Here is a 16,120-nt window from a genome sequence, read left to right as displayed (position 1 = left end):
GGTGCGACTTTGGCAGTCAGTTGCGATGGATCCAGCAGGCGCTCCATCAGCGCCACATAGCCTTCGATATCCGCCGGCCCCACATCATTGCCGGGCGTGGCGATGCGCATCAGCAGGTCTGTGCCTTGCAGCAGCGCGTCGATGTGCTCGGGTTGCAAGTACAGGCGGCCCTCCTGGGCACTGACCAGGCAATCCTCCATGACATGGGACACACTGACCCCGGCGTCCACCCCCACGATGCGCGCCGCGCCCTTGAGCGAGTGCGCCGCGCGCATGCAGGCTTCGAGCTGGTCGGCCTGGGTCGGGTTGCGCTCCAGGGCCAACAGGCCCGCGCTCAATACCTGGGTCTGCGCATCGGCTTCCAGGCTGAACAGTTCCAGCAGCGAGGCATCACGCATCTGGTCGGGGGTCATGTGAGGCTCCGGGTCACGGCGGACAACAATTGCGCCTCGTCCAGCCAGCGCAGGCTGCGGCCTTTCCATTGCAATACACCCTGGGTGAAGCGGGCGCTGGCCTGGGTGCCTGAAACCGACGCAGCCTTGAGGGTGCGTTCATCGATGGCATGGATGCCGTCCACTTCGTCCACCGGTACCACGACCGGCCCGTCCTGCGCGGCGATGATCAACATGCGCGGCATGATGCGCCCGCCCGTAGCGCCATTGCTGGTGCTGTCCAGGCCCAGCAGTTCCACCAGCGACAGGCACGCCACCAGCGCGCCGCGCACATTGGCCACGCCGAGCAGCGCCCGCGAGCGCTGGTGCGGCAGCGAGTGGATCGGCTGCAACGGCGCCACTTCCACCAGGCAACGGGTGGCGATGCCCAGCCATTCCTCGCCCAGACGGAACATCAGCAGCGAGCGGGTGACCACTTCCTCATCCCGCTCGACGGCAGCCTGCGGGTGGCGATCATCCTGCTGCAAGGCGTAGCGGTCCAGCAGGCGCGTGGCTGCAGCGGAGTACACCGAGCAGTTGCGGCAGTGGATGTGGTCCACCAGCAGCGGGCAGGACTTGTCGCCATGGATGCCGATGCGGTTCCAGCAGTCGTCGATGGCGTGGGTGTCGGCCAGGGTCAGGTTAAGGCCTGCGGTGTCGAGCGCGTCTGGGCTACTCATCGTTTGTGCTCACTGTCAGCTCGCTCGCTACGCGCGGCCCGCGCCTGCAAGCGGCGCGCCCCCGCGCTGTCGCCCTGGGACTCAAGCAACGCGGCCAGGTGCATCAAGGCCTGCGAATGCTGGGGCTCCAGGTACAAGGCTTTTCGATAATAACCCTGGGCTTCCAGGGCGCTGCCGGCCACATCGCTGAGCAGCCCCAGCCAGTAAAACACCTGGGCCGCCGGCGGATGGTTGTTCAGGTACTGTTCGCACGCAGCCCGGGCCTCGGCGCTTTTGCCTTCGTTGGCCAGGGCCGCGATGCGGCTGAGTAAGGTATCGGCATCCGAGGCCGGCGCCTGAAGGGGCGCCACCGGCGTGCTGGCCGTGCTGAACGGCCGGGGCTTGAGCGCAATCGGGGCCGCACTGCGTTGCGGCGTCGGCATGGGCATTGGCATTGGTATTGGCATTGGCACAGATACCGGTTCAGGCGGCACCGGTTCTGCATGCCGGCTGAAGGCAAACGACTGCGGCACGCCAATCGAACGCATGCCATGGCGCCCCAACAGGCTGCCCTCGGCGGGGCCGATAAACAGCACACCGTCTACGTGCGTCAGGCCCTTGAGCACATCAAAGACTTGCTTCTGGGTGGGCTGGTCGAAATAGATCAACAGGTTGCGGCAGAACACGAAATCATAGGCTTGCTCATTGGCCAGCAAGCCTGGGTCGAGCAAATTGCCGACTTGCAGGCGCACTTGCTCACGCACGCGGTCGGCGATGTGGAAGCCATCACCGGACTCAGTGAAGTGACGGTCGCGAAAGGCAATGTCGCCGCCGCGAAACGAATTCTTCCCGTACACCCCGCGCCGGGCGCGCTCCACCGAAAGCGGGCTGACGTCCATGCCCTGCACCTTGAACTGGTGCGGCGCGAGGCCGGCGTCCAGCAGCGCCATGGCAATCGAATACGGCTCTTCGCCGGTGGAGCATGGCAGGCTGAGGATGCGCAACGCGCGCATGTGCTTGATCTCGGCCAGACGCGCGATGGCCAGGCGGGCCAGGGTCGCGAAGGATTCGGGGTAACGGAAAAACCAGGTTTCGGGGACGATCACCGCTTCGATCAGCGCCTGCTGCTCGTCATGCGAGCTTTGCAGGTGCTGCCAGTAATCCTGCGCGGTCTGTGCCTTGATGGCCTGGCTGCGCTGGCGCAGGGCGCGCTCGATGATCGCTTCGCCCACCGAGGCGACGTCCAGGCCGATGCGTTCTTTCAAGAAGGCAAAGAAGCGCGGGTCGTGGCTCATAGGCTCAACTCGGCAGAGAACAACAGGGTGCGCACCGGTTCGGTGAGCAGCTCGTTGACGCCGATCCACTGCATCAAACCCAAGGCATCCTCGCGCACCGGCCCCAGGTAGGGCGATTCGCGGTTGTCCAGGCCATAGGCCTTGAACTCTTCAAGGCTGCACCGCAGGGTATCGGTGGCCTGCTCCAGGATCAGCCCCAGCCAGCGCGCCTCGATCCAGGGTTGCGGCTGGTAATTGACCAGCACCAGCCGCGTGCTGGTGCGCGCCTGGGCCGGCGTGCCGAAGGTCAGCGCGCTCAAGTCGATGACCGGCACCAATGCACCACGATGGGCGAAGATCCCCGCCACCCACACGGGCGCATGGGCGATGGGTTTGAGGGGCACGCGCGGCAGCACTTCGGCCACTTCCGTGGCCCTGAGGGCAAAGCGTTCGGTGCCGATGTGAAACACCAGGAACAACGCCTTTTTCGCTGCCGGGACGGCGCCGCGTTTAGCCGCGAGGTCGCTCATCAGACTTTGAAACGCGACACGCCGCTGCGCAGACCGACTGCAACCTGGCTCAGTTCATCGATAGCAAAGCTTGCTTGACGAAGGGACTCCACCGTCTGGCTGCTGGCATCGCCCAACTGCACCAGCGCGTGGTTGATCTGCTCGGCGCCCGTGGCCTGGGCCTGCATGCCTTCGTTGACCATCAACACCCGTGGCGCCAGCGCCTGCACCTGGTGGATGATCTGCGAGAGTTGCTCGCCCACTTGCTGCACTTCGAACATACCGCGACGCACTTCTTCGGAGAACTTGTCCATGCCCATCACACCCGCCGACACGGCTGACTGGATCTCGCGCACCATCTGCTCGATGTCATAAGTGGCCACGGCGGTCTGGTCGGCCAGGCGGCGCACTTCGGTGGCAACCACCGCAAAACCACGCCCATATTCACCGGCCTTTTCGGCCTCGATGGCCGCGTTCAGCGACAGCAGGTTGGTCTGGTCCGCGACCTTGACGATGGTCACCACCACTTGGTTGATGTTGCCCGCCTTCTCATTGAGGATCGCCAGCTTGGCGTTGACCAGGTCGGCGGCGCCCATCACCGAGTGCATGGTTTCTTCCATGCGCGCCAGGCCTTGCTGGCCGGAACCTGCGGCCACCGAGGCCTGATCGGCGGCGGTGGAGACTTCGGTCATGGTGCGCACCAGGTCCTTGGACGTGGCGGCGATTTCCCGCGACGTGGCGCCGATTTCGGTGGTGGTCGCTGCCGTTTCGGTGGCGGTGGCCTGTTGCTGCTTGGAGGTGGCGGCAATCTCGGTGACCGACGTGGTGACCTGCACCGACGACCGCTGAGCCTGGGACACCAGCGCTGTCAGCTCGGTCATCATGTCGTTGAAGCCGGTTTCCACCGCGTTGAATTCGTCCTTGCGCTCCAGGTTCAGGCGCTTGCTGAGGTCGCCGGTGCGCATGGTTTCGAGGATTTCGACGATGCGCTGCATCGGCGCCATGATCGCGCGCATCAACAGCAGGCCACACAGGCCCGCCGCGAAGATGGCCACGGCCAGCGACACGAACATGCTGATTTTGGCGGCGGAAACTGCATCATCGATGGCGTTGGTCGCACGGTCGGCGACGTTCTTGTTTTCGGTGATGATGTCGTTGAGCTTCATGCGGCCTGCGGTCCAGGTCGGCGTCAGCTGTGCATCGAACTCTTTGCGCGCGCCAGCCAGGTCGCCGCGCTGCAGGCTATCCAGCACAGTCGTCAAACTCTTGTTGTAGGCCTGGTGCAGGGCTTCGAATTTGTCGAACTCGGCACGGTCGTTGCTGCCGGCGATGGTTTGTTCGTAGTTATCCATCTGCTTGAGGATGCGTGCTTCGAAGGACTTGAACTCGGCCCTGTCGTTATCGCTGAGCTGCTTGTCTTCACGCAGACCAAGCAATTCGAGGGTTTGCAGGTAACTGTCGACCCACGCGCTGCGGATCATCGAACTGAGGTACACCCCCGGCACCGCGTCATCACGGACCGCGACCTCGCTGGTTTCGATCTTGAGCAACCGTGAATAGGAGACCACAACCATTAACAGCATGATGGCGATAATGACCGCAAAGCTTGCCAAGATCCGTTGGCGCAAGGTCCAGTTCTTCACAGTAATTCCTCGAAGTGCCATTCAAATGAGGGGGAGTATAGCTGAGCAGAAGCCCTCATTTATCAACGAGTTTTGCTGGAATGCTCACAGACTGCAAAAACACCTGTGGGAGGGGGCTTGCTCCCGATAGCGCAGTGTCAGTCAACCTGTCCTTGGCTGATACACCGCTATCGGGAGCAAGCCCCCTCCCACATTGGATGTGCATGAACCTCGTGATTACTGGCTCAGGCGCACTTGTTTTTCCAGTTCGGCTTTCAATCCGGGTTCAAGCTTGAGTTGGCGGGCCAACTCATCCAGATAGGCCTTCTCCATAAAGTTTTCCTCATCCACCAGCATCACGCTGGCGATGTACATCTCGGCAGCCATTTCCGGCGTGCCGGCAGCCCGTGCCACGTCGGCCGGGTCGAGGGGTTTGTTGAGTTCGGCGTGCAGCCAGCTTTGCAGTTCGCGATCGTTGTCCAGCTTGGTGAACTCGCCTTCGATCAATTCGCGCTCGCGCTCGTCCACATGGCCGTCGGCCTTGGCGGCGGCGACCAGCGCCTTGAGGATGCCCTGGCTATGTTGCTCGACCTGCGCCGGGGGCAGACGGTCGATGGTTTGCGGCTCGCCCTGGGGCGCGTTGGCCTGATTGGCCTGCCAGTTACCGTAGGCTTTGTAGGCGATCACGCCCAACGCTGCCAAACCGCCGTAGGTCAGGGCCTTGCCGCCGAATTTGCGCGCCTTTTTATTGCCCAGCAGCAGGCCCATCGCCCCGGCCGCCAGGGCGCCGCCGCCCGCACCACCGAGCAAGCTACCCAGGCCGCCACCGCCGAGCAGGCCGCCAAGGGCGCCCTTTTCATCGGTTTTACGCTGGCCGCCTGCCTTGTTTTGCAGCATGTCCTGGCCGGATTTAAGCAGTTGATCGAGCAATCCACGGGTATTCATTCGTAGCCTCCAGACACTGGGTTCGTAGGACCAATAGGCCTCCAGCGTAAAACTAAGTGCCAAAAAGCCCCGATCTAGAGTGCTTCCAGATGTAACGTCACTGCCCTTCGCTTAAATCGATATACACTCGAACACATCTATAAAAATACCTCACTGGTAACTCCAGCATGATGACCTTGCGTCAAATCCGGCATTTCATCGCCGTTGCCGAGACGGGCTCAATCTCCGCCGCCGCGCAAACCGCGTTCATTTCCCAGTCGACGCTGACCCTGGCGATCCAGCAACTGGAGCAGGAAATCGGCGTCAACCTGTTCAACCGTCACGCCAAGGGCATGACCCTGACCCACCAGGGTCACCAGTTCCTGCGCCAGGCGCACTTGATCCTCGCCACAGTCGACAACGCCAAGCGCAGCCTGCAACAGAGCACCGACCAAGTGGCCGGCCAACTGATCATCGGCGTGACCAGCCTGGTGGCCGGCTATTACCTGGCGGACCTGCTGACGCGCTTCCAGCGCGCCTACCCCAATGTGGAAATCCGCGTGATGGAAGACGAGCGCCCGTATATCGAGCATTTGCTGGTCAGCGGCGAAATCGACGTAGGCGTGCTGATCCTCTCCAACCTCGAAGACCGCCACGCCTTGCAGACCGAAGTCCTCACGCATTCGCCGCATCGCCTGTGGTTGCCAGCGCAACATCCGCTGCTGGAGCACGACAGCATCAACCTGGCCGATGTGGCGCGCGAACCGCTGATCCAGCTGAACGTCGATGAAATGGGCCACAACGCCCAGCGCCTGTGGGCCGGTGCGGGCCTGCAACCGCGCGTGACCTTGCGCACCGCGTCGACCGAAGCAGTGCGCAGCCTGGTGGCCGCGGGCCTTGGCGTATCGATCCAACCGGATATGACCTACCGCCCCTGGTCGCTTGAGGGCGACATTATTGAAGCGCGGCCGATTGCCGACCTCAGCCAGACCCTCGACGTAGGCCTGGCCTGGCGCCGTGGCACCGCACGCCCGGCCTTGGTCGACCCGTTCCTGACCGTGGCCCGCGAACAGCCGCACCCGCGCAAGCCATCTATTTAATCGAATGCTGCATTCAGTATTTAGTATTTGTTGACCTCGCGCCTGACCTCTACTCTCAGTTCATTCCTATAGAGAAGGTCTGGCGCCTCGTAAGAGAACGCCCATGGCCACACAAGAAAAGAGATCGCGAAAAATGTCCGGCGCGCCCACCCCGCTGCTCACTGCGTTGCTGATCGACGGCGAACTGGTCCAGGGCCAGGGGTTTGCCGAGCCGATCCTCAACCCGGCCACCGGTGAAGTGCTCACCCAGATCGCCGAAGCCAGCACCGAGCAAGTCGAAACCGCCATCCTCGCCGCCCACCACGCCTTTGCGGGTTGGTCGCGCACCACGCCGCAACAACGCTCGAACATCCTCTTGGGCATTGCCGATGCCATCGAAAAGCAGGCCGACTACCTGGCCCGCCTGGAAGCGCTGAACTGCGGCAAGCCGCTGCACCTGGCGCGCCAGGATGACTTGAGCGCCACCGTCGATGTGTTCCGCTTCTTCGCCGGCGCGGTGCGTTGCCAGACCGGGCAACTGAGCGGTGAATACCTGCCGGGCTACACCAGCATGGTGCGCCGCGATCCGATTGGCGTGGTGGCCTCGATTGCGCCCTGGAATTACCCGTTGATGATGGCCGCTTGGAAGATCGCACCCGCCCTGGCCGCCGGTAATACGCTGGTGTTCAAACCGTCGGAACACACGCCACTGTCGATCCTGGCCCTCGCCCCGGTGCTTAAAGACCTGTTACCGCGCGGGGTGATCAACATCCTGTGTGGCGGCGGTGAAGGCGTCGGCAGCCACTTGGTCAGCCATGCCAAGGTGCGCATGGTGTCGTTGACCGGCGATATCGTCACCGGGCAGAAAATCCTCCAGGCCGCGTCCAAAACCCTGAAACGCACGCACCTCGAGCTGGGTGGCAAGGCTCCCGTGATCGTGTGCAACGACGCCGACCTGCAGGCGGTGGTCGAGGGCGTGCGCGCCTACGGCTACTACAACGCCGGCCAGGATTGCACCGCCGCGTGCCGCATTTATGCCCAGGCGGGCATCCACGACAAATTGGTCGCCGAGCTGGGCGCGGCAGTCAGCAGCCTGCGCTTTGCCGGCAAGCGCGATGCCGACAACGAACTCGGCCCGCTGATCAGCACACGCCAGCGCGACCGCGTCGCCAGCTTTGTCGAACGCGCCCTCGGCCAGCCGCATATCGAGCGCATCACCGGTGCCGCCGTGCATTCCGGTGCGGGCTTCTATTACCAACCTACCCTGCTCGCCGGCTGCAAACAGAACGACGAAATCGTGCAGCGCGAAGTGTTCGGCCCGGTCGTCACGGTGACCCGCTTCGACGAGTTGGAACAGGCGGTGGACTGGGCCAACGACTCCGAATACGGCCTGGCCTCGTCGGTGTGGACCCAAAACCTGGACAAGGCCATGCAGGTGGCAGCGCGCCTGCAATACGGCTGCACCTGGATCAACAGCCATTTCATGCTGGTCAGCGAAATGCCCCACGGCGGCTTGAAACGCTCGGGGTATGGGAAAGATCTGTCCAGCGATTCGCTACAGGACTACAGCGTGGTGCGACACATCATGGCGCGCCACGGCCAGCATCTTTAAAACAACAACTAAGCTCATGCGTTACGGCTTCACACACTGCCCCGACCATAATTAAAGAAGAGGGAACCCCCATGTCTGCGCACAAGACCGCACTGCTCAGTGCCCTGACCACCGCGCTGCTGGCCAGCGCCAGCCTCCAGGCCGCCGAACCGCTCAAAGCGGTGGGCGCGGGCGAGGGCCAGTTGGATATCGTCGCCTGGCCCGGCTACATCGAACGTGGCGAAAGCGACAAGGCCTACGACTGGGTCAGCGGTTTCGAGAAGGAAACCGGCTGCAAGGTCAACGTGAAAACCGCCGCCACCTCCGACGAAATGGTCAGCCTGATGGCCAAGGGCGGCTACGACCTGGTCACCGCCTCTGGCGATGCGTCGCTGCGGTTGATCGTCGGCAAGCGTGTTCAGCCGATCAACACCGCCTTGATCCCCAACTGGAAGAACATCGACCCGCGCCTAAAAGACGCGCCGTGGTACGTGGTTGGACAGCAAACCTACGGCACCCCGTACCAGTGGGGCCCGAACGTGTTGATGTACAACACCAACGTGTTCAAGACCGCGCCCACCAGCTGGGACGTGCTGTTCAACGCGCAGAACCTGCCCGACGGCAAGCCGAACAAAGGCCGCGTGCAGGCGTATGACGGCCCGATCTACATCGCCGACGCGGCGCTGTACCTCAAGTCGACCAAGCCGGAGTTGGGCATTCAAAGCCCGTACGAACTGACCGAAACCCAGTACAAGGCCGTGCTCGAATTGCTGCGCGCGCAACAGCCGCTGATCCACCGCTACTGGCACGACACCACCGTGCAAATGAGTGACTTCAAGAACGAAGGCGTGGTGGCCTCCAGCGCCTGGCCGTATCAGGTCAACGGTTTGCAGAACGAGAAGCAGCCGATTGCGTCGACAATTCCCAAGGAAGGCGCCACCGGCTGGGCCGACACCACCATGCTGCACACCGAGGCCAAGCACCCCAACTGCGCTTACAAGTGGATGGACTGGTCGCTGCAACCCAAGGTGCAGGGCGATGTCGCCGCCTGGTTCGGCTCGCTGCCGGCCGTACCGGCGGCCTGCAAGGAGAGCGAACTGCTCGGCGCCGAGGGTTGCAAGACCAACGGGTTCGACCAGTTCGAGAAGATCGCCTTCTGGAAAACCCCGCAGGCTGACGGCGGCAAGTTCGTGCCGTACAGCCGCTGGACCCAGGATTACATCGCGATCATGGGCGGCCGCTGAGGCCTTCCAGACGATCTAGGTCCCCTGTGGAAGGGGGCTTGCTCCCGATAGCGGTACATCAGACAAACCTGTGTTGCCTGACACACCGTCATCGGGAGCAAGCCCCCTCCCACCTTGACCGCATTCACAGATGTTTTGTTTTTTCAGAAGTCCAGGCCGGGCCGCTGCGACGACCCGCGCCTTTTCGGAGCACCGCACCATGACGCTTGCAGTCCAATTCACCCACGTTTCCCGTCAGTTCGGCGAAGTGAAAGCCGTTGACCGGGTGTCCATCGATATCCAGGACGGCGAGTTCTTTTCCATGCTCGGCCCTTCCGGCTCGGGCAAAACCACGTGCCTGCGCCTGATTGCCGGTTTCGAGCAGCCGAGCGCAGGCTCGATCCGTATCCATGGCGAAGAAGCCGCCGGCTTGCCGCCGTATCAGCGCGACGTGAACACCGTGTTCCAGGATTACGCGCTGTTTCCCCATATGAATGTGCGTGACAACGTCGCCTATGGCCTCAAGGTCAAGGGCGTGGCCAAGGCCGAACGCCTGAACCGCGCCGAAGAGGCCTTGGCCATGGTCGCCCTCGGCGGTTACGGCGAGCGTAAGCCGGTACAGCTCTCCGGCGGCCAGCGCCAACGGGTGGCCCTAGCCCGCGCGCTGGTCAACCGCCCACGCGTTTTGCTGCTGGATGAGCCGCTGGGCGCGCTCGACCTCAAGCTGCGCGAGCAGATGCAAAGCGAGCTGAAAAAGCTGCAGCGCCAGTTGGGCATCACCTTTATTTTCGTGACCCATGACCAGACTGAAGCGCTGTCGATGTCCGACCGCGTGGCGGTGTTCAACAAGGGCCGCATCGAGCAGGTCGACACGCCGCGCAACCTGTACATGAAGCCCGCCACCGCGTTCGTCGCCGAATTCGTCGGCACCTCCAACGTGATTCGCGGTGAGCTGGCGCAGCGCCTCAGCGGCAGCACACAGGCGTTTTCGATCCGCCCCGAACACGTGCGGTTTGCCGATGGCCCGCTGGGCGCCGGCGAAGTCGAAGTCAGCGGCCTGCTCCACGATATCCAGTACCAGGGCAGCGCCACCCGCTACGAACTGACACTGGAAAACGGCCAGGCGCTGAACATCAGCCAGGCTAACAACCAGTGGCTGGACATCAGCAGCGGCCATGTGGTCGGCCAGCCGATCACCGCCCGCTGGGCACGGGAAGCCATGACCCCGCTGACTGACAGCGCAGGCGAGGTGTGACATGAGCCTGGCCCTTTCCCAACCGCCGATGCGCAGGTTTTCCAACCTGCTGTACCGCAAGCCCAACCTGTACCTGGCGATGCTGCTGATTCCGCCGCTGATCTGGTTCGGCGCGATCTACCTCGGCTCGTTGCTGACCCTGCTGTGGCAAGGTTTCTACACCTTCGACGACTTCACCATGGCGGTCACGCCGGACCTGACCCTGGCCAACTTCGCCGCGCTGTTCCAGCCGTCGAACTTCGACATCATCCTGCGCACCTTGAGCATGGCAATTGTGGTGTCGATCGCCAGCGCCATCGTCGCCTTCCCCATCGCTTACTACATGGCGCGCTACACCACGGGCAAGACCAAGGCCTTCTTCTATATCGCGGTGATGATGCCGATGTGGGCCAGCTATATCGTCAAGGCCTACGCCTGGACCTTGCTGCTGGCCAAGGGCGGCGTGGCGCAGTGGTTCGTGCAGCACCTGGGCCTGGAGCCGGTGTTGCAGTTCGTGCTGGGCATCCCCGGCGTGGGCGGCAGCACCTTGAGCACCTCGCACCTGGGGCGCTTCATGGTCTTCGTTTACATCTGGCTGCCGTTCATGATCCTGCCGATCCAGGCCTCGCTTGAGCGTTTACCGCCGTCGCTGCTGCAAGCCTCCGCCGACCTGGGCGCCAAGCCGCGCCAGACTTTTATGCAGGTGATTTTGCCGCTGTCGATTCCGGGGATTGCCGCCGGTTCGATCTTCACGTTTTCGCTGACCCTGGGCGACTTCATCGTGCCGCAACTGGTGGGCCCGCCGGGCTACTTCGTCGGCGGCATGGTGTACGCGCAGCAAGGCGCCATCGGCAACATGCCCATGGCCGCTGCATTCACCCTGGTGCCGATCGTGCTGATCGCGGTTTACCTGTCCATCGTCAAACGCCTGGGGGCCTTCGATGCACTCTGAAAAAGCCTCACTGAGTTTAAAAATCGCGGCCTGGGGTGGGTTGGTTTTCCTGCACTTCCCGATCCTGATCATCTTCCTTTACGCCTTCAACACCGAAGAAGCCGCGTTCAGCTTCCCGCCCCAGGGCTTTACCCTGAAGTGGTTCAGCGTGGCGTTCGCCCGACCGGACGTGCTGGAAGCGATCAAGCTGTCGCTGCAGATCGCCGCCATCGCCACCCTGATCGCCATGGTGCTCGGTACATTGGCCTCGGCGGCCCTGTATCGCCGCGAGTTCTTTGGCAAGCAAGGCGTGTCGTTGATGCTGATCCTGCCGATTGCGCTGCCGGGGATCATCACCGGTATCGCGCTGCTGGCGACGTTCAAGACCCTGGGGATCGAGCCGGGGATGTTCACCATCATCGTCGGCCACGCGACCTTTTGCGTGGTGATCGTCTACAACAACGTCATCGCGCGTTTGCGTCGCACGTCCCACAGCCTGATCGAAGCCTCGATGGACCTGGACGCCGACGGCTGGCAGACCTTCCGCTACATCATCATGCCCAACCTCGGCTCGGCGCTGCTGGCCGGCGGCATGCTGGCGTTTGCGCTGTCGTTTGACGAAATCATCGTCACCACCTTCACCGCCGGCCACGAGCGCACCCTGCCGCTGTGGCTGCTCAACCAGCTCAGCCGCCCACGCGATGTGCCGGTGACCAACGTGGTGGCGATGCTGGTGATGCTGGTGACGATGTTCCCGATTCTCGGTGCCTATTACCTGACCCGCGGCGGTGAAAGCGTGGCCGGGAGTGGCGGTAAATAACTGACAACACATAGCCACTGTTGAAACACGGTCAATGTGGGAGCTGGCTTGCCTGCGATAGCGGTATCGACTGAACCACCGCTATCGCAGGCAAGCCAGCTCCCACAGTTGAGCCGGTTTCCCCAGAGATAGAACTGTCGTTTTGAGGAGGACTGAACCATGCAAACCAAACTCTTGATCAATGGCCAACTGGTCGAAGGCGAAGGCCCGGCCCAAGCCGTATTCAACCCGGCACTCGGCCGCGTGCTGGTGGAAATCAAGGAGGCCAGCGAAGCCCAGGTGGACGCCGCCGTGCGTGCCGCCGACGCCGCCTTTGAAAGCTGGTCGCAAACCGCGCCCAAGGATCGCTCACTGTTGCTGCTGAAACTCGCGGACGCAATCGAGGCCCATGGCGAAGAGCTGGCCAAGCTGGAATCGGACAACTGCGGCAAGCCCTACAGCGCCGCGCTGAACGACGAGATCCCGGCGATTGCCGACGTGTTCCGCTTCTTCGCCGGCGCCAGCCGCTGCATGAGCGGCTCGGCCGGCGGTGAGTACCTGCCCGGCCACACCTCGATGATCCGCCGCGACCCGGTGGGCGTGATCGCCTCCATCGCGCCGTGGAACTACCCGCTGATGATGGTCGCGTGGAAAATCGCCCCGGCCCTGGCCGCCGGTAATACCGTGGTGCTCAAGCCGTCGGAGCAAACCCCGCTGACCGCGCTGCGCATGGTTGAACTGGCGTCGGAGATCTTCCCGGCCGGTGTACTCAACCTGGTGTTTGGCCGTGGGCCTACCGTGGGCAGCCCGCTGGTGACTCACCCGAAAGTGCGCATGGTGTCGCTGACCGGCTCCATCGCCACGGGTGCGAATATCATCGCCAGCACTGCCGACAGCGTGAAACGCATGCACATGGAGCTGGGCGGCAAGGCCCCGGTAATCATCTTCAACGACGCCGACATCGACGCGGCCGTGGAAGGCATTCGCACCTTCGGCTTCTACAACGCCGGCCAGGATTGCACCGCCGCGTGCCGCATCTATGCGCAAGCGGACATCTACGACGCGTTTGTCGAGAAGCTCGGCGCGGCGGTCGCCAGCATCAAGTACGGCCTGCAGGACGACCCGAGCACCGAGCTGGGCCCGCTGATTACCGCACAACACCGCGACCGCGTGGCCGGGTTTGTCGAGCGCGCCGTGGCACAGCCGCATATCCGCCTGGTCACGGGTGGCAAAGCGGTGGAAGGCAACGGTTTCTTCTTTGAACCGACCGTGTTGGCCGACGCGCAACAGGACGACGAGATTGTGCGGCGCGAGGTGTTTGGCCCCGTGGTGTCGGTGACCAAGTTCACCGATGAGGCGCAGGTATTGGGCTGGGCCAACGATTCGGACTACGGCCTGGCGTCATCCGTATGGACCGCCGACGTAGGCCGCGCTCACCGCCTGGCCGCCCGTTTGCAGTACGGCTGCACCTGGGTGAATACCCACTTCATGCTTGTCAGCGAAATGCCCCACGGCGGTCAGAAACTGTCGGGTTATGGCAAGGACATGTCCATGTACGGGCTGGAGGACTACACCACGGTTCGGCATGTGATGTTCAAGCACTGACGCATTACCCCTTTGGCAGCGGGCTTGCTCGCGAATGCGGTACATCAGACACATCTGTGTCGACCGTATTCGCGAGCAAGCCCGCTCCCACAGGGGATCTCCTTCATAACAACAAAAAATCGTAGGTTCTTCCCCATGGACATCACCCGCCGCGACTTCCTCAACGGCGTCGCCATCACCATTGCCGCCGGCATGACCCCGCTGCAAATTCTGCAGGCCGCGCCCGACGGTCGCTACTACCCGCCCGCCCTCACCGGCCTGCGCGGCAGCCATGTCGGCTCGTTCGAAGTGGCGCACCAGATGGGGTGGGAAAAGAAAGTGTTCGACACCGACAAGCTGCCGATCAGCGAGGACTACGACCTGGTGGTGGTCGGCGGCGGCCTGAGTGGTTTGGCGGCGGCGTGGTTCTACCGCGAGAAGCACCCCAAGGCGAAGATCCTGATCCTGGAAAACCACGACGACTTCGGCGGCCACGCCAAGCGCAACGAGTTCCAGGCCGGTGGCCGCATGATTATCGGCTACGGTGGCAGCGAGGCGTTCCAGTCGCCCAACCATCTGTACAGCAAGCAAGTGAACGGGCTGTTGAAGAAGCTCGGGGTGAATATCAAACGTTTCGAAACGGCCTTCGACCGCCAGTTCTACACGGGCCTGGGGCTGTCGCGTGGGGTGTTTTTCGACAAGGAAAACTTCGGCGAAGACAAACTGGTGACCGGTGACCCGACGCCAATGGTGGCCGACGACATCGCCCCGGACCAACTGCATGCGCGTGCCATCAGTGATTTCATCAATGACTTCCCGCTGCCGCCCGCCGACCGTCAGGCCCTGATCGCGCTGCACACGGCGCCCAAGGATTACCTGCCGGGCAAGAGCGCCGAAGAAAAGGCCGACTACCTGGCCGCCACCAGCTACCGCGATTTTCTGCTAAAGAACGTAGGGTTGTCGGAAGGTGCGGTGAAGTACTTCCAGAGCCGTACCAATGACTTCATGGCCTTGAGCATCGATGCAGTCGCCTCGTCCGATGCCTACAGCGTAGGTTTCCCAGGCTTTGCCGGGATGAACCTGGCGCCGATCAGCGAAGAAGCGGCGGCGGAAATGGAAGAGCCCTACATCTATCACTTCCCGGACGGCAACGCGTCGCTCGCTCGGCTGCTGGTGCGCAGCCTGATCCCGGGTGTGGCACCGGGGCACACCATGGACGATATCGTGCTGGCGGCCTTTGACTACGCCAGGCTTGACCAGCCCAAAGCACCGGTGCGCGTGCGCTTGAACAGCACGGCGGTCAGCGTGCGCAATGTGGGGGATGGCGTGCATATCGGCTACAGCCGGGGTGGGCAACTCGCACAGGTAAGTGGCAAACGCTGCATTCTGGCCTGCTACAACATGATGATCCCCTACCTGCTCAAGGACCTGCCGGCGCCCCAGGCGCATGCCTTGAGCCAGAACGTGAAATTCCCGCTGGTGTACACCAAGGTGGTGATCCGCAATTGGCAGTCATTCCAGAAACTGGGGGTGCACGAGATTTACGCAGCCACCCAGCCGTACAGCCGGATCAAACTGGACTACCCGGTGAGCATGGGCGGCTACGACCACCCGCGCGACCCGACGCAGCCGATCGGCTTGCACATGGTCTACGTGCCCACCAGCCCCAACAGCGGCATGAACGCCCGCGACCAGGCGCGCGCCGGGCGGGGCAAGTTGTATGGCCAGACGTTCGAGCAGTTGGAAGCGCAGTTGCGTGATCAACTGCAACGCATGCTCGGCCCGGGCGGCTTCAACCACCAGACCGACATTCTCGCGATCACGGTGAATCGCTGGTCCCATGGCTACGCGTATTTTTCCAACAGCCTGTTTGATGATGCCGATGAAAGTGAGGCGCTGATGAACCTCGCGCGCAAGCCGCTGGGGCATGTGAGCATCGCCAACTCGGATGCGGCGTGGAGCGCGTATGCGCATGCGGCGATTGATGAGGCGTATCGGGCTGTGGGTGAAGTGGCCTGAAATACGGTTTAAATGTGGGAGGGGGCTTGCTCCCGATGGCGGTGTGTCAGTCACTTAATGGTTGGCTGACATACTGCCATCGGGAGCAAGCCCCCTCCCACATTGGATCTTCATAATGTTCAGGTACAGTGCTCGCACACAGAGCTGGAAATGTCTTGTTTCACATGCAACGCCATCATCCCGCTATCAATCATTTTTCCTACGTCACCGAACCGCTTAATCTATTCGGCGTCTGTTTAAT

The 16,120-nt window shown here is 62.6% G+C and carries 14 protein-coding genes; 8 read left to right on the top strand and 6 right to left on the bottom strand.

What is annotated here, in order from left to right:
* The 6 genes from GIW02_RS07690 to GIW02_RS07665 all read right to left on the bottom strand — a co-directional run.
* The coding region (locus tag GIW02_RS07690) for an Hpt domain-containing protein (protein WP_236421814.1) at window positions 1–413 on the bottom strand (413 nt) is incomplete at its 3' end.
* The gene (locus GIW02_RS07685) at window positions 410–1,111 is read right to left on the bottom strand and encodes a chemotaxis protein CheW (RefSeq protein WP_236413707.1); all 702 of its coding nucleotides are present in this window, start codon (window positions 1,109–1,111) and stop codon (window positions 410–412) included. The genes GIW02_RS07690 and GIW02_RS07685, both read right to left, overlap by 4 nt.
* A complete protein-coding gene (locus GIW02_RS07680; RefSeq protein ID WP_236413709.1) occupies window positions 1,108–2,385 on the bottom strand; it encodes a CheR family methyltransferase in 1,278 nt (425 codons plus the stop codon). Before GIW02_RS07680 ends, GIW02_RS07685 begins: the two co-directional genes overlap by 4 nt.
* On the bottom strand, window positions 2,382–2,894 hold the full coding sequence (locus GIW02_RS07675) for a chemotaxis protein CheW (protein ID WP_236413712.1): 513 nt from the start codon (window positions 2,892–2,894) through the stop codon (window positions 2,382–2,384). The genes GIW02_RS07680 and GIW02_RS07675 overlap by 4 nt, the downstream gene beginning before the upstream one ends.
* A complete protein-coding gene (locus GIW02_RS07670; RefSeq protein ID WP_236413714.1) occupies window positions 2,894–4,516 on the bottom strand; it encodes a HAMP domain-containing methyl-accepting chemotaxis protein in 1,623 nt (540 codons plus the stop codon). Before GIW02_RS07670 ends, GIW02_RS07675 begins: the two co-directional genes overlap by 1 nt.
* A gap of 216 nt (window positions 4,517–4,732) precedes the next feature.
* Window positions 4,733–5,440 (bottom strand): tellurite resistance TerB family protein, encoded by a 708-nt coding sequence (locus GIW02_RS07665; RefSeq protein ID WP_236413716.1) that lies wholly within the window; start codon window positions 5,438–5,440, stop codon window positions 4,733–4,735.
* A gap of 167 nt (window positions 5,441–5,607) precedes the next feature.
* On the opposite strand from GIW02_RS07665, the gene GIW02_RS07660 reads away from it, so the two are divergent.
* The 8 genes from GIW02_RS07660 to GIW02_RS07625 all read left to right on the top strand — a co-directional run bounded on the left by GIW02_RS07660 (window position 5,608) and on the right by GIW02_RS07625 (window position 15,879).
* Window positions 5,608–6,519 (top strand): LysR family transcriptional regulator, encoded by a 912-nt coding sequence (locus GIW02_RS07660; RefSeq protein WP_012722545.1) that lies wholly within the window; start codon window positions 5,608–5,610, stop codon window positions 6,517–6,519.
* Window positions 6,520–6,652: 133 nt separating this feature from the next.
* A complete protein-coding gene (locus tag GIW02_RS07655; RefSeq protein ID WP_236413717.1) occupies window positions 6,653–8,110 on the top strand; it encodes a gamma-aminobutyraldehyde dehydrogenase in 1,458 nt (485 codons plus the stop codon).
* A 71-nt stretch (window positions 8,111–8,181) separates the two neighbouring features.
* On the top strand, window positions 8,182–9,333 hold the full coding sequence (ydcS, locus tag GIW02_RS07650) for a putative ABC transporter substrate-binding protein YdcS (protein WP_236413719.1): 1,152 nt from the start codon (window positions 8,182–8,184) through the stop codon (window positions 9,331–9,333).
* 199 nt (window positions 9,334–9,532) lie between these two features.
* Window positions 9,533–10,567, top strand: coding sequence for an ABC transporter ATP-binding protein (locus GIW02_RS07645; RefSeq protein ID WP_236413721.1), 1,035 nt, complete (start codon window positions 9,533–9,535; stop codon window positions 10,565–10,567).
* A gap of 1 nt (window position 10,568) precedes the next feature.
* Window positions 10,569–11,498 (top strand): ABC transporter permease, encoded by a 930-nt coding sequence (locus tag GIW02_RS07640; RefSeq protein ID WP_032891733.1) that lies wholly within the window; start codon window positions 10,569–10,571, stop codon window positions 11,496–11,498.
* Window positions 11,488–12,297, top strand: a complete 810-nt coding sequence (locus GIW02_RS07635) for an ABC transporter permease (protein ID WP_236413723.1) — start codon at window positions 11,488–11,490, stop codon at window positions 12,295–12,297. Before GIW02_RS07640 ends, GIW02_RS07635 begins: the two co-directional genes overlap by 11 nt.
* Before the next feature lie 159 nt (window positions 12,298–12,456).
* The gene (locus GIW02_RS07630; RefSeq protein ID WP_236413725.1) at window positions 12,457–13,881 is read left to right on the top strand and encodes a gamma-aminobutyraldehyde dehydrogenase; all 1,425 of its coding nucleotides are present in this window, start codon (window positions 12,457–12,459) and stop codon (window positions 13,879–13,881) included.
* Between the two features lie 135 nt (window positions 13,882–14,016).
* Window positions 14,017–15,879: an NAD(P)/FAD-dependent oxidoreductase gene (locus GIW02_RS07625; RefSeq protein ID WP_236413727.1), complete on the top strand. Its 1,863-nt coding sequence runs from the start codon at window positions 14,017–14,019 to the stop codon at window positions 15,877–15,879.
* Window positions 15,880–16,120: the final 241 nt, after the last annotated feature.

The sequence above is a fragment of the Pseudomonas syringae genome, assembly GCF_021606685.1.
Taxonomy (GTDB): Bacteria; Pseudomonadota; Gammaproteobacteria; order Pseudomonadales; family Pseudomonadaceae; genus Aquipseudomonas; species Aquipseudomonas syringae_R.
Note: the sequence above shows the minus strand (reverse complement) of the source record. Positions and strands in the feature narration are given on the sequence as shown.

What these genes read in the sequence shown, in the direction of transcription:
- GIW02_RS07630 (WP_236413725.1), top strand. Translation starts at nt 12,457, where the DNA reads ATGCAAACCAAACTCTTGATCAATGGCCAACTGGTCGAAGGCGAAGGC.
- ydcS (WP_236413719.1), top strand. Translation starts at nt 8,182, where the DNA reads ATGTCTGCGCACAAGACCGCACTGCTCAGTGCCCTGACCACCGCGCTG.
- GIW02_RS07675 (WP_236413712.1), bottom strand. Translation starts at nt 2,894, where the DNA reads ATGAGCGACCTCGCGGCTAAACGCGGCGCCGTCCCGGCAGCGAAAAAG.
- GIW02_RS07635 (WP_236413723.1), top strand. Translation starts at nt 11,488, where the DNA reads ATGCACTCTGAAAAAGCCTCACTGAGTTTAAAAATCGCGGCCTGGGGT.
- GIW02_RS07640 (WP_032891733.1), top strand. Translation starts at nt 10,569, where the DNA reads ATGAGCCTGGCCCTTTCCCAACCGCCGATGCGCAGGTTTTCCAACCTG.
- GIW02_RS07625 (WP_236413727.1), top strand. Translation starts at nt 14,017, where the DNA reads ATGGACATCACCCGCCGCGACTTCCTCAACGGCGTCGCCATCACCATT.
- GIW02_RS07685 (WP_236413707.1), bottom strand. Translation starts at nt 1,111, where the DNA reads ATGAGTAGCCCAGACGCGCTCGACACCGCAGGCCTTAACCTGACCCTG.
- GIW02_RS07665 (WP_236413716.1), bottom strand. Translation starts at nt 5,440, where the DNA reads ATGAATACCCGTGGATTGCTCGATCAACTGCTTAAATCCGGCCAGGAC.
- GIW02_RS07680 (WP_236413709.1), bottom strand. Translation starts at nt 2,385, where the DNA reads ATGAGCCACGACCCGCGCTTCTTTGCCTTCTTGAAAGAACGCATCGGC.
- GIW02_RS07645 (WP_236413721.1), top strand. Translation starts at nt 9,533, where the DNA reads ATGACGCTTGCAGTCCAATTCACCCACGTTTCCCGTCAGTTCGGCGAA.
- GIW02_RS07660 (WP_012722545.1), top strand. Translation starts at nt 5,608, where the DNA reads ATGATGACCTTGCGTCAAATCCGGCATTTCATCGCCGTTGCCGAGACG.
- GIW02_RS07655 (WP_236413717.1), top strand. Translation starts at nt 6,653, where the DNA reads ATGTCCGGCGCGCCCACCCCGCTGCTCACTGCGTTGCTGATCGACGGC.